The 12,620-nt window shown below is 74.1% G+C and carries 14 protein-coding genes; 5 read left to right on the forward strand and 9 right to left on the reverse strand.

Annotated features, from left to right (window positions below):
- Positions 1-223: 223 nt before the first annotated feature.
- A complete protein-coding gene (locus ACZ6ZT_RS10385) occupies positions 224-598 on the forward strand; it encodes a hypothetical protein (protein ID WP_469717462.1) in 375 nt (124 codons plus the stop codon).
- Positions 599-785: 187 nt separating this feature from the next.
- Entirely contained in the window at positions 786-1,184 is a 399-nt protein-coding gene (locus tag ACZ6ZT_RS10390; RefSeq protein ID WP_469717464.1) for an ArsR/SmtB family transcription factor, read from the forward strand.
- Positions 1,185-1,259: 75 nt separating this feature from the next.
- On the opposite strand, the gene ACZ6ZT_RS10395 is transcribed toward ACZ6ZT_RS10390, so the two are convergent.
- From ACZ6ZT_RS10395 to ACZ6ZT_RS10415, 5 genes are all read right to left on the reverse strand, one after another.
- On the reverse strand, positions 1,260-1,895 hold the full coding sequence (locus ACZ6ZT_RS10395; protein WP_469717466.1) for a hypothetical protein: 636 nt from the start codon (positions 1,893-1,895) through the stop codon (positions 1,260-1,262).
- 84 nt (positions 1,896-1,979) lie between these two features.
- A complete protein-coding gene (locus tag ACZ6ZT_RS10400; RefSeq protein ID WP_469717468.1) occupies positions 1,980-2,513 on the reverse strand; it encodes a DoxX family protein in 534 nt (177 codons plus the stop codon).
- 35 nt (positions 2,514-2,548) lie between these two features.
- The gene (locus ACZ6ZT_RS10405) at positions 2,549-2,782 is read right to left on the reverse strand and encodes a hypothetical protein (protein ID WP_469717471.1); all 234 of its coding nucleotides are present in this window, start codon (positions 2,780-2,782) and stop codon (positions 2,549-2,551) included.
- Between the two features lie 76 nt (positions 2,783-2,858).
- Positions 2,859-3,548, reverse strand: a complete 690-nt coding sequence (locus ACZ6ZT_RS10410) for a M15 family metallopeptidase (protein WP_469717473.1) — start codon at positions 3,546-3,548, stop codon at positions 2,859-2,861.
- Positions 3,549-3,605: 57 nt separating this feature from the next.
- On the reverse strand, positions 3,606-4,844 hold the full coding sequence (locus ACZ6ZT_RS10415) for a cytochrome P450 family protein (RefSeq protein ID WP_469717475.1): 1,239 nt from the start codon (positions 4,842-4,844) through the stop codon (positions 3,606-3,608).
- 311 nt (positions 4,845-5,155) lie between these two features.
- Between ACZ6ZT_RS10415 and ACZ6ZT_RS10420 the strand changes: the two genes are divergently transcribed.
- Positions 5,156-6,109: an alpha/beta hydrolase fold domain-containing protein gene (locus ACZ6ZT_RS10420; protein WP_469717477.1), complete on the forward strand. Its 954-nt coding sequence runs from the start codon at positions 5,156-5,158 to the stop codon at positions 6,107-6,109.
- Between the two features lie 62 nt (positions 6,110-6,171).
- Here the strand turns inward: ACZ6ZT_RS10420 and ACZ6ZT_RS10425 are convergent, their stop codons facing one another.
- The 4 genes from ACZ6ZT_RS10425 to ACZ6ZT_RS10440 all read right to left on the reverse strand — a co-directional run bounded on the left by ACZ6ZT_RS10425 (position 6,172) and on the right by ACZ6ZT_RS10440 (position 10,527).
- On the reverse strand, positions 6,172-7,179 hold the full coding sequence (locus tag ACZ6ZT_RS10425; RefSeq protein ID WP_469717479.1) for a LacI family DNA-binding transcriptional regulator: 1,008 nt from the start codon (positions 7,177-7,179) through the stop codon (positions 6,172-6,174).
- Positions 7,180-7,311: 132 nt separating this feature from the next.
- Positions 7,312-8,865: a carboxylesterase/lipase family protein gene (locus ACZ6ZT_RS10430; RefSeq protein ID WP_469717481.1), complete on the reverse strand. Its 1,554-nt coding sequence runs from the start codon at positions 8,863-8,865 to the stop codon at positions 7,312-7,314.
- Between the two features lie 119 nt (positions 8,866-8,984).
- A complete protein-coding gene (locus ACZ6ZT_RS10435) occupies positions 8,985-9,572 on the reverse strand; it encodes a TetR/AcrR family transcriptional regulator (protein ID WP_469717483.1) in 588 nt (195 codons plus the stop codon).
- A 76-nt stretch (positions 9,573-9,648) separates the two neighbouring features.
- The gene (locus ACZ6ZT_RS10440) at positions 9,649-10,527 is read right to left on the reverse strand and encodes an SDR family NAD(P)-dependent oxidoreductase (RefSeq protein ID WP_469717486.1); all 879 of its coding nucleotides are present in this window, start codon (positions 10,525-10,527) and stop codon (positions 9,649-9,651) included.
- 155 nt (positions 10,528-10,682) lie between these two features.
- On the opposite strand from ACZ6ZT_RS10440, the gene ACZ6ZT_RS10445 reads away from it, so the two are divergent.
- Together ACZ6ZT_RS10445 and ACZ6ZT_RS10450 are read left to right on the forward strand one after the other, a co-directional pair.
- Positions 10,683-11,387 carry a TetR/AcrR family transcriptional regulator gene (locus ACZ6ZT_RS10445; protein WP_469717489.1) on the forward strand — a complete coding sequence of 235 codons (705 nt, stop codon included), beginning with the start codon at positions 10,683-10,685 and terminating at the stop codon, positions 11,385-11,387.
- A 33-nt stretch (positions 11,388-11,420) separates the two neighbouring features.
- Entirely contained in the window at positions 11,421-12,554 is a 1,134-nt protein-coding gene (locus ACZ6ZT_RS10450) for an FAD-dependent oxidoreductase (protein WP_469717492.1), read from the forward strand.
- The last annotated feature ends 66 nt before the right edge of the window (positions 12,555-12,620 follow it).

The following is a 12,620-nucleotide window of genomic DNA, read 5'->3' on the forward strand; positions in this document are numbered from 1 at the left end:
CCCAGAATCTTCGCGAACGGGCCCCGGAACGCGGAGGTGACAGGCCGTAGGACGGTGTTCGGCGCCCGCCCGGCCGCACAGGGGGTGTTTTCCGCCAGATCCTCCGTTCCGCGCACGGCGCCGGAAGTGATCAGTAGCGTGAACCGGGCTAATGGCCGCGGCGTCCGGCAGGACGGGTGCCGGGCCCGGTCGTGTGACGTATGACGTGAGGGAGCGGGCGCCGATGGCGAATGTGGAAGTGTCCCTGAAGGAGATCATGACCTCGGTCGAGGGCGCGCTGGGCGCCGCTCTCGTCGACTACACCAGCGGGATGGCGCTCGGGGTCCTGGGCGGGGGCAAGGACCTTGATCTGGGCGTGGCCGCCGCGGCCAACACCGATGTGATCCGGGCGAAGCTCCGCACCATGGAGATGCTGGGTCTGCAGGACGGCATCGAGGACCTGCTGATCACGCTCGGCACCCAGTACCACCTGATCCGCCTGCTGGGAGGCAACGGCATGCACAACCTGTTCCTGTACCTCGTCCTGGACCGGTCCCGCTCCAACCTGGCCATGGCGCGCCACCAGTTGAAGCGGATCGAGGCGGCGCTGGAGCTCTAGCCGGGGTCCTGCGGGCCCACGCATGCCCACGAGTTGAAGAATTCTTCAACTGGGCACATCCGAAACTGGTCGACTCCGGGCGGGCGTGGGCCCCGCGGCCACGATGATGGGCATGACAGCTCTCGGCCGGAACCGCGGCGCGGGGGCGGCGGGTTCGAGGGCGAGGGCGGGAGCGGGCGGCGTGGGCATGCAGGTACCCCTGTACCAGGCGAAGGCCGAGTTCTTCCGCATGCTCGGGCACCCCGTGCGCATCCGGGTCCTGGAACTGCTGCAGAACGGCCCCCGGCCGGTGCGCGAACTGCTCGCCGAGATCGACGTGGAGCCGTCCAACCTCTCCCAGCAGCTGGCCGTGCTCCGCCGTTCGGGCATCGTCGTCTCCATCCGCGAGGGGTCGACGGTGAGTTACGCCCTCGCCGGCGGCGATGTCGCCGACCTGCTGAGGGCGGCCCGGCGCATCCTCACCGAGCTCCTGGCCGGGCAGAGCGAACTCCTCGCCGAACTCCGGCAGAACGAACCCCTGGCGCACGGAAGCACGCGCCCGACTTCCGCCGGCGTTCCGCGTCAGTCGGTGACGAGGCGAGGGTGAAGCCGTCGTAGTCCTGGCACCGCGGGGCGGGGTTGAAACCGTCGTAACCCTGGCACCGCGAGGGCCGGCGCGGGATCAGGCGGCGGGGTGTTCGCGGCGGGCGCGGGCCCGGACCACGCCCGGGTACCACTCCGTGAAGCGCACGGCCGCCACGATGGCGGCGATCTGGATGACCCAGCCCGTCCAGATGTTGTTCGGATCGTGCAGCACCAGGTCGCCGTAGCCCCCGGCGACGGCCGCGATCAGGAACGCCAGCCCCCAGGCACCGGTGATCATGTAGTTGGCGTGCAGGAAGGCGGGCGTGTGCCAGTACTCGGGGTCGACCCGCTCGCGCGCGTACTGGAGGGTGAAGGGCACGCCCACCGCCATCGAACCGAAGGCGATCAGTACGAGGGCGATGTTCGACACCTCGCCGGCGTACGTCTCCAGCCAGCGGTGCGTGTCGTCCCCCACCAGGGCTCCGATGACCGTCATGACGGCGAAGAACACCACGTCGCAGCATTCCAGCAGCTTCCAGGAGCCGCCGCGGCGCACGAGGCGGCCGGCGATGACCAGGAACAGCGAGGTGGCGAGCGCGAGGCCGACCGCAAGTTCGAAGCGGCCCGGCCCCACCAGCACCGAGAAGATGATCCACGGGGACATGCCGATGACGGGGCTGTCCAGCAGGCCGGCCAGCGGTCCCCCGGACCGGGAAGGGGCCTCGGTCTCCATGGGGCGGCCTCCCGTTCTCGCGGCTCCTTCCAGGCTCCCCCCGCCGCCCGCCCGGCGCGAGCCGGACGGGGCGCTCGGCGGGCGTCAGTTCCGCAGCAGCAGGAACACGGCACCCAGGGCCACCGCCAGGAACAGGGCGAGGACGCCGTAGGCCGGCCGGTGGTCGCGGAGCACGGGCACGAACCGGTCCAGTGCGTAACGGCCCGGACCGGTCAGGGCGAGGGTGACGGCCGCGGCGATGATCAGGGACTCGAACTCCACGCCCCGCAGACCGATCATCTCGCCGGCCCACTTCGCGCAGACCGCGTTGATCATGACGCCGACGACCGCTGCCGCTGCCAGCGGGGTGAACAGCCCGAGGATCAGGCCCAGACCGCCCAGGACCTCGGTCAGGCCCGCGAGCGTCGCCATGGCCTCCCCCCACGGATAGCCGGCCTTGGCGAAGAACACGCCGGTGCCCTTGATGCCGGGACCGTCGAACCATCCGAACAGCTTCTGCGTTCCGTGGACGGCCATGATCGCGCCCAGTACGAGGCGCAGCACCGGCAGGCCGACGTCGTAGGAGGTGGCGCTCTCGTTCGTGAAGCGAGGTCCGGCGGAGTAGCGGGTCGTGGTCATCGGCGCGCTTTCTGTCGGGGGGTGGGAGAGGGCGGTCAGGAGGGTGACCCGTGCTCGGGCGGGGGCCGTCGCCCCTGGGCCGTACGGTGTCCCCCGCGCGTCGGCGGGGCCGGGTCGTCGTCGGGGTGCAGGCCGAGCATGTCGAGCAGGAGCAGGAGTGCGGCGGGATCGGTGGCGTGCGCGGCGACCGTGCGGCGCGCGGCCGCGCGGTCGCCCGGGTCGGCGGGAGCCAGCAGGGACGGGTCGTCACAGCCGAAAGGGTCCTTCATGCCCTGATGCGACCAGCTGTGCGGCCGGGGCGCAGCCCGGCGTGCTCCACCCGGCCCCCCGGGCGGCGCGGCCGCGTCAGCCGCCGTTCACCGAGAAGTGCTGGTAGTCCGGCTCGGACCAGCGGGCGCCCCAGAACCAGTCGGCCTTCGCGAAAGCCCTGGTCACGGCGGAGTGGGGGGTGATCAGGCCGGGGACGGGGCGGTCGCGGCGGAGGTGGGCCCGCCCGTTCGGCGGGTGCACCGCGCCGTGGCGGTCGACGTACGGGTTCTCGACGGGGTTGATGTCCACGGCGTCGCCCCAGGCGTGCCGGGACGTCCGCCCGGAGTCGCCGGTGACCTGGCGGCAATTGAAGGCGGAGGTGTTGTCGTCGGCCATGGCCCGCTCGTCGCTGCCCCCGTACGCGGCCATCGCGCGCATCCGGCGGATCGGGAACCGGGCCTCGAAGGCCTGCGCGAAGACGCGGAGCAGGGGGCCGACCGCGTCGCGGTGGACGACCAGCTCGCCCCGGTGGATCCGGCCGTCGAAGCCCCAGTGGTTCATCCGTACGAGCCTGAGCAGATCCGGCGGTACGGGGCAGCCGGGCCGGTAGCTCGCGCCCAGGTCGGCGTTCGGGACCGACGAGACCTCGGCGGCCAGCTCCGCCACCGCTTTCCCCGGCGCCACCGCCCGCAACCCGGGCGCGGCCGGCTCCGGGCCGCCGCAGGACGACGACGTGGACACGCAGAGCGCGGCGGTGAGGGCCACGGCCGCGAGGCGGTAGCGCACTGATCCACCGTAGATCCGCCCCTCGCGCCCGGCACGGCGTAGCGGCGGGGACCCTGCTCAGCCGGCGCCGCCCCGCACGCCGTCGGGGCTGAACGTCACCGGGAGGCTCACGGGGCCGCGCAGTCCGCCGGGCCGCCAGCGGAGCTCCTGCGGCGGCACGGCGAGGGCGATGCCGGGCAGCCGGCTCAGGGCGGTGCCGATGGCGATCTGCCCCTCCAGCCGGGCGAGCGGCGCTCCGAGGCAGTAGTGGATACCGTGCCCGAAGGCCAGGTGGGTGTTGTCGCGCCGGGTGATGTCCAGACGGTCGGCGTCGGAGAAGTGGTCCGGATCGCGGTCGGCGATGGCCGAGGCGATCAGCACGGTCGCGCCGCGCGGGACGGCCACCCCCGCGATCTCGACGTCCTCGCGCGCGAACCGGGCGATACCGGGGCTGACCGGGCCGTCGTAGCGGAGGAACTCCTCGATCGCTCCCGGCAGCAGCCCGGGGTCGGAGCGCAGCAGGTCGAGCTGGTCGGGGTGGGCGAGGAGGGTGGCGATGCCGCCGGCGATGAGGTTGACCGTGGTGATGTAGCCGGCGGCCAGCAGCAGGAACACCATGGAGACCAGCTCGTCCTCGGACAGCCGCTGCTCCTGGTCCCGGGCGGTGATCAGGCCGCTGAGCAGGTCGTCGCCGGGGTCGGCCCGCTTGTCCCGGATCAGGTCGCCCAGGTAGGCGCGCATGTGCCGCCACGCCTCGTTCACCACCTCGGGGTCCGGGGGCTCGGCGCCGCGCATGATCATGCGGTCGGTCCAGCGCTGGAAGTCGTGGCGGTCGTCGACCGGGACCCCGAGCAGTTCGCTGATCACCGTGACCGGGAGCGGCAGCGCGAACTCCGCGACGAGGTCGGCGCGGCCCGCCGGCACGACGGCGTCGAGCAGCCGGTCGGTGATCTCCTGGATCCGGGGCCGCAGGCCGGCGACGCGGTGGGCCGTGAACGCCTTGGAGACCAGGCGGCGCAGCCGGGTGTGGTCGGGCGGGTCGCTGCGGAGCATGTTGCCGAGCATCGCCTCGCGTTCGGTGCCGGGCAGTTGGCGCAGCAGCCGGGTGTCCGAGGCGTCGCGTACGTCGCTGCTGAGGCGGGAGTCGGAGAGGGCCGCGAGCCCGTCCTCGTAGCGGGTGACGATCCAGGCCTCCACTCCGCCCGCGATGACGGCGCGGCGCACGGGACCGTCCTCGCGCAGCTGCCGGTACAGCGGGAAGGGGTCCGCGACGAAGGCCGGATCGGCGTAGGGCAGAAGGACCGGCCGCTCAGTCATGTCGCCTCCAGGGGTGCGTCCGCGTCGCCCGCGCCGCGAAGCACGAGGACTCATGTCCCATTGTTGCGGAATGCCCGTTCCTGTTCCTCTCTCCCGCGAGCGGATCCGTCAGCCCCGGCGATCGTCGGGGAGGCGGGCCGCCTTTCGGCCAGGGGCCGCGCGGCGGTGTTCCCGGGGGGTGTCGTCGGCGGAAGGGCGTCGCTAGAGTGATGATTACACGTGTAACACGTCCAGTGTTCCCGGGCATCGTGCGCACTCGCTCGGTTCAGACCGGAGCGAGACGGAGCCCGGGTCCCGGCAGAAGGGCCGCAATGACGCACTCCCACCCGGCCGAGCTCGACCCGGCCGATATGACCTGGCCTCCCCCGCCCTACCAGCCGCCGGCCCCGCCCGTGACGGACGCGGACGGCGTGCGCCACTTCGACGGGGTCACGTACGCCACCACGCCCGGCTACCGGCCGCGCCTGCTCGACGTCCGGCTACCGGCCGGCGAGGGTCCCTTCCCGGCGGTCGTCTGGATCCACGGCGGCGGCTGGCTGGACGGCGACCGCCGCTACCCGCCGCCGACCGTGCCCGCCGCCCTGCTGCACGGCTCGGTCCTGGCGGCCGGGCTCGCCCTCGTCTCCATCGACTACCGGCACAGCCTCGAAGCCCCCTTCCCGGCCCAGCTGCACGACGTCAAGGCGGCGATCCGCTACGTCCGCCACTTCGCCGGGCCCCTGGGCATCGACCCGGACCGGCTGGCCGCGTGGGGCGAGTCGGCGGGCGGCCACCTCGCGGCACTGGCCGGCCTGGTCGGTCCGGCCACCGCCGGCGCCGGGGCGCTGGAGGGTACGCACGGGGTGGGCACCGGGGACACCGGCGTACGGGCCGTCGTCGACTGGTACGGGGTCTCCGACCTGGTCGCCCTTGCCGGGCACCCCATGCCCGCGATGCCGTCCGGCGCCGACTTCCCCGACCCGTACGAGGCCCTGCTCGGCGGCACCGAGGAGGAACGCCCGGAGCTGGCGCGGGCCGCGAGCCCGGTCACGTACGCGGGTGACGCGACGCCGCCGCCGTTCCTGCTGGTCCACGGCACGCACGACGGGTTGGTTCCGTTCAGCCAGAGCGAGGCGCTCGCGCAGGCTCTGACCGGCGCGGGCGGCGAGGTGACCCTGCGGCCCGTCGAAGGCGCCGACCACATCTTCCTGGGCTCCCCCGACATCGCGGGGATCGTCGCGGAGAGCGTCGCCTTCCTGGCCCGGCACTTGGGTGCGGACGCCTGACGGTCATAGCCCACCCCGGGCGGTGGGGCCACTGCTGCGGCTCCGCCCGGGCGGCGCACCGCTCAGGAGGTACCGCGGTGTACGAGGACGGGCTCGGTCTCGGGGAGCGGTGGGGTCGAGCCGGTCTCGACCAGTTCGTGCAGGGCGTCCGCGATCCGCGCGGGGGACGGCAGGTCCAGGCGGATCGTGGTGAGCGCGGGCTCCTGGAGTTCGCCGAGGACCAGGCCGTCGGAGCCCACGACCGCCACCTGCTCCGGTACCGCGATGCCCTCGGCCCGCAGCGCGTGCAGGAGCAGCGCGGCGTACTCGTCGTTGTAGGCGAAGACGGAGTCGAGGCCGAGGCTCGCCCACCGGCCGGCCAGCGCGCTCGCCGACTGCCGGGTATAGGCCAGCTCCACGGGCGTCACGGTGGCCATGTGCCGGGCGGCCACCGACTCGGCCCCCGCGAGCCGCGGCCGGGCGAGGGCGGCGAGGCCGCGCTCCCGCGGCATGACGACCCCGATCCGGGTGCGGCCACGGGCGATCAGGTGCTCGGCGGCGGTGGCGCCGATGCGGGCGTGGTCGAAGCCGACGGTGTGGACGCCGGGCAGGGGGCGGGCGGCGAAGGCGAGCAGCCCGCGCACGCCCGCGCGCCTGAGCAGTTCGGCGGCCTGCGGGGTGAGGCGGTCGCCGTCGAGGGCGATCACCGCGGCCGGACGCAGCTCCGCCCAGGCCCGGGCGGCGTCGACGGGGTCGTCGAAGCGGCCGGCGTGCAGGACGGCCGTGTAGCCGCGACGGTCGAGCTCGCTGTGCAGGTCGTCGACCCAGTCGCTGACGAGCCGGCCGATCGCGGAGATCGACGCGGGCATCAGGACGAGGTTGCTGCGTCCGGCGCGCAGGGAGCGGGCGGCGGCGTGCGGGACGTAGCCGAGGCTGCGGGCGGCGTAGAGGACGCGGGCCCGGGTGCCTTCGCTGACCCGGTGGCCCTGGGTGTCGTTGAGGACGAAGGAGACGGTGGCGCGCGAGACCCCGGCGAGGCGGGCCACGTCGGCGCTGGTGATCGAGGCGGGGACGGAAACTTCTTCGGCCATGACGTCCCTCGACGCTCCTTGCGGTGGGTCCGTGCTGCTGTGGTTCCTTTTTCTCCTTCGACGTTACACGAGTAAGGGCATGGCGGCGGGGGCCGCCGTCCGCACCGGACGGCCCCAAGTACTGCGCCTGCGCTAGGACACGGGGCCGCGTGCGGCCGGACCGTGCAGGCGGCGCACGTCGCCGGCGAGGTCGGGGAGGGCCGTGACGACGGAGTCGAAGCGCATGGTGGTCCGCGTACCGGTCTCGTACGGGCTCCAGGCGGGCATCGAGGGGTGGTTGGGGTCGCCGGTGCGGGCGAAGGCGATCCAGGCCCGGTGCATGGTGTCCGCCAGGCCGTCGCGGACGGCGGGGTCGAGCCCGGCCAGGAACGGGGCGTGCGCCCACTGGTCGAAGTTCGCGAAGACGAAGGGGAGTTCGAGGCAGTGGGCGGCGCCGAGCCGCCCCCCGCAGGCGGGCGTGGGGAGGTCGAACTGGTAGGCCCGGACGGGCCGGCCCGCCGTCGCCCTGGCCTCGGCCAGCCGCAGGGCCGGGACACGGAACAGCTCGTCGGTGATCAGGTCCATCAGTACGTCGACGGGTCGGGCGCCGGGCCGGGCCCGCTCGTACGCGGCGTACACCTCGGGCGCGGCCCCGGCCCCGAAGGTCTCGGCGATGCGTGCGGTCACCCGTTCCCGGTCGGCCGCGGCGTACCCGGGGTCGAGGGCGAAGCCGAAGTTGGCCTCCTCGCGGGTCCAGCCGATCATGACGTCGATGCCGGTCGCGGCTCCGTGCAGCAGGGCCTCGGCGGGGTGGCGCGTGAGGGTGACACCGTCGACGACGGGCAGGAACGGGGTCGGCCAGTAGCCCCAGCGCGCGGTGCGGGCGGACAAGCCGGCGGCCGCGCCGATCAGCGCGGGCCAGGGCAGGGCCCGCAGCTCGGCGACGGTCTTGACGCCGGCCTGCTCCAGGAAGGCAGCGGTCCGCTCCAGGTGCGCGTCGGGGCCGGGCAGGTCGAGCCCGAAGGGCGGGCTCTGCAGGATCACCCGCTTGATCAGCCCCTGGGCTTCGGGGAGTCCGGCGAGGGCGGCGGTGGACAGGGCGCCGCCCGACTGTCCGGCGACGGTGATGTTCTCCGGGTCCCCGCCGAAGGCGGCGATGTGCCGCGCGACCCAGCGCAGGGCGGCGAGCTGGTCCCCGAGCCAGACGTTCCCGGCGCCTTCGGGATTGCCCTCCTCGGGGCCGGTGTAGAGGTAACCGAGGGGGCCGATGCGGTAGTTGACGCACACCACCACGAGGTCGCCGTTCCTGACGAAGGTCGCGCCGGAGTAGTTCGGCATCGATCCGGAGCCCGAGACGAAGCCGCCTCCGTGGATCCAGACGAGGACCGGGCGGCGGCTCTCGTCGGCCGCCGGGGTCCAGATGTTGAGGGTGAGGGCGTCCTCGTCGAAGGGCGGCGCACCGTGGCCGCCGAGGACCGGGTCCCCGCCGTCCACGTACGGCTGCGGGACGCTGGGGCCGTCGGCGGTGGCGTCCCGGACGCCGCTCCAGCCGGGGTGCGGCCGGGCGGGTCGAAAGCGCAGGTCACCGACCGGGGGCGCGGCGTAGGGCACGGCCCGGAAGACGGCGGCCCCGCCTTCGCGCGCGCCCCGCAGACGGCCTGCGGGGAGGCGCACCAGCGGGTGGTCCGGGTCGGGGGTGAGAGCCATGAGCCGATCCTCCCTGGGCCGCGCGCCGGACGCGTGGCGATCCCCTCAAGATGCCGCGTACGTTCTCCGGCCGTCAACGATTCGCGATACGGGAGGCCGGCGACGCTACGGCTCCGGCCTCATCCGCTCGGGGGCGCGGCGCGCACTCCTTCGAGCAGGGTGGTCAGGTAGCGGCGCGCGGTGCCGGCCCGGTCGGCGGGGGTGGCGGCGGCATGGACGTGGACGGCGTAGGCGATGCCGCACATCAGGGGGACGAGGTCGCCGGCCGTCACATCGGTACGGACCACACCGGCGCGGTGGGCCCGCTCCACGAGGACGGTGCCCGCCGCGCTCACGGACTCCTTGAGTTCCGTGGTGCGCGGCAGGGCGTCCGCCGGCGCGGCCGCGACGGCCGAGAGGGACGCGTCGCCGACCTGGGCCTCGACGACGCGCAGGAGGTAGCCCTCCAGCGCACGCCAGGGGTCGGCGTCGGCCAGAGCCGCTTCGCCGTGAGCGGCGAGGGCCTCCAGGCAGGGGGTGGCGACGGTCTCCAACAGGGCCTCGGCCGTGGGGAAGTGCCGGTAGACGGTGCCGACGCCGAGGCCGCTGCGGCGGGCAACGTCATTGAGCTGCAACGGCGTTCCCGCGTCCACCAGCTCGCGGGCGACGGCGAGGATCCGCTCCCGGTTGCGGGCGGCGTCCTTGCGCAGCGGTGGAGTGGGGCTCATGGGGCCAGTTTAATCGGATGTCCCATCCGCATCGCCTGGCTGCCGTCGCGGGGAGTCACCCCGCCCGCGCCCTGCCTCACCCGGCTGCGGCGAGAGGTGCGTGCCGTTCACTGAGGCGGCGTACGGCCGCCGCGATACGGGGGTCGGTCGCCGCGCGCGGCGGTGCGACCGGGCGCACCCGCGGCCCGATGACGACGCCGGTCCGGCCGGCCAGGGCCGCGTCGGTGGCGGCGTACAGGGAAGACCTGGCGGCGACCGAGGCCGGGCCGGAGGTCGCACGCTCGAACCTGCGGCGCACCAGCGGCCACAGCAGGCGCAGCCCGGGCGAGACGATCCTGGGGTCGGTCAGGGTGCCGGCGGTCATGTCGGTGGCGGCTCCCCCGGGGTCGGCGGCGAACACCGAGACGCCGGTGCCGTCCAGCCGTGCGGCCAGGTCGAGGGTGTGGGCGAGAGCGGCGAGCTTGGCGCGGCCGTACCAGTGGAAGCCGTAGTAGCCGCCGGGCGGCTCGACGGCGTCGAACACCCGCTTCGCCAGCCCGACGGCCCCGGAGGTCACGTTCACGATCCGGCTCGGCGCACCGGCGGTCAGCGTCGGCAGCAGCAGTTCGCTGAGCAGGTACGGGGAGAGGTGGTTGACGAGGAACGAGGCTTCGACGCCGCCCAGGTCCCGCCGGTCGGGAAACATCGCCCCGATGTTGTTGACCAGGACGGTCAGCGGCTCGCCGGAGGCGATCCGGCCGGCGAGGGCGCGGACCCCGTCGAGGGAGGCGAGATCCGCCGGGAGGTACCGGGCGGGATGGGCGGGCTCCGACCGGTTGATCCGGTCCACCGCGCGGGCGCCGCGCTCGGGGTCCCGTCCGACCACGGTGACCGCGAAACCGGCCTCGGCCAGCCCCACCGCCGTCTCCAGTCCGATACCGGCCGTCCCCGCCGTGACCACGGCTGTCCTTCTCATGATCGCCCACCCCTTCGAGGCATACGGATACTCCATCCGGTTACCTGGACGCTAACACGAATCCGGATGAGCTATCCACATAGCTCTCACCTCCCATCCGCCCCGTGGACGTCAGCGAACTTGTTCGTAACGAACATGTTCGTTACGGTCGGACCATGACACCGCGCACCCCCTCCCCCCGCAGCCGCCGCGAGCGCCCCGCGAAGCCCGCGCTCACCCTCGGCGGCATCGTCGCCACCGCGGTCCGGCTGATGGAGGCCGAGGGGCTCCAGCGGGTCACGATGCGGCGGCTCGCCCAGGAGCTCGACACCGGGCCCGCCTCGCTGTACGTGTACGTCGCCAACACCGCCGAGCTGCACGCGGCCGTCCTGGAGGAACTGCTCGGCGCGGTGGACCTGGGCGCGGCGACCGGCGGGGGCGACTGGCGGGACCGGCTCGCCGGTGTGCTCACCTCGTACACGGACGTGCTGTTCGCCCGCCCCGGCCTCGGGCTCGCCGCGCTGACGGCGCGCCCCTCGGGCCCGAACTACCTGGCCCTGGTCGAAGCGCTGCTCGCGCTCCTCCACGAGGGCGGGGTCCCCGACGCGCAGGCGGCCTGGGGCGTGGACGTGCTGCTCCAGGTGGCCACGGCCACCGCCGTCGAGCACTCCACGCGCGACCGCGACGCCGGGGCCGGGGACGACCACACGGCCCTCACCTCCGCCCTGCTGGGCGCCGACGCCACCACGCACCCGCGCATCGCGGCGATCGGCGGCGATCTGGTGTCCGGCGGTCCCGAGCAGCGCCTGGCCTGGATCTTCCGGGCCGTCATCAACGGCACGTCAGCCACGCCTCGTACGGCGCCGGCCGCCGCCGAGTAACCCCCACCGACCCCCACCCCGAGCGAGGACACCATGAGCACCCACCACCCCATCGCCGTCATCGGCGCGGGACTCGGCGGCCTGACCCTGGCCCGCGTCCTGCACGTGCACGGCATCGAGGCCGCCGTCTTCGACCTGGACGCCTCCGCGACCGCCCGCGCCCAGGGCGGGATGCTCGACATCCACGAGGAGTCCGGTCAGGCGGCCCTGCGCTCGGCGCGGCTGTACGAGGAGTTCCGCGCCGGGGTGCATCCGGGCGGCCAGGCCCTGCGCGTCCTCGACCGGCATGCCCGCGTCCTCCACGAGGAGACCGACGACGGCACCGGCGGCCGGCCCGAGATCGACCGCGGGCACCTGCGCGACCTGCTCCTGGGCTCGCTGCCCGACGGCACGGTGCGCTGGGACACGAAGGTCACCGGGGCCCGGCCGCTGGGCGGGGGCCGGCACGAGGTCACGCTCGCCGACGGCGGCGCCTTCACCACCGGCCTGCTGATCGGCGCCGACGGGGCCTGGTCCCGGATCCGGCCGCTGCTGTCGGCCGCGACCCCCGCCTATACCGGCATCTCCTTCGTCGAACTCGACCTCGTCGACGCCAACGCGCGCCACCCCGCGTGCGCCGAACTGATCGGCGGCGGCATGTTCTTCGCCCTCGGCGACCACAAGGGCTTCCTCGCCCACCGCGAGAGCGACGGCAGCCTGCACGTCTACACGGCCCTGCGCACCCCCGAAACCGGCCTGGCCGCCCTCGACTTCTCGAACGCGGACGCCGCCAAGTCCGGCGTCCTGGAGCACTTCGCGGACTGGGCGCCCGCGTTGCGCCGGCTGGTCGCCGAGGCGGACGGGCCGCTGGTGCCGCGGCTGATCCACGCGCTGCCGGTGGACCACCGCTGGGAGCGGGTGGCGGGCGTGACCCTGCTCGGTGACGCGGCGCACCTGATGTCGCCCTTCGCCGGGGAGGGCGCCAACCTCGCGATGATCGACGGCGCGGACCTCGGGGAGTGCCTGGCCGCGCATCCGGGCGACACCGAAGCGGCTCTCGCGGCGTACGAGGCACGGCTGTTCCCGCGCGCCGAGGAGAAGGCCCGGGATTCGGCGGCGGGCCTGGAGGCCATCTTCAACGCCGAGGCGCCGCAGCCGCTGCTCGACATGTTCAGCGCACTCGCCTGAATCCCCGGTCCGGTCGACGGCCTGTGTCAGCGGACGGTCTGGTCCCGCCCGGGGCCCGACGGCCTG

It is taken from the genome of Streptomyces sp. NPDC102258 (assembly GCF_055584685.1).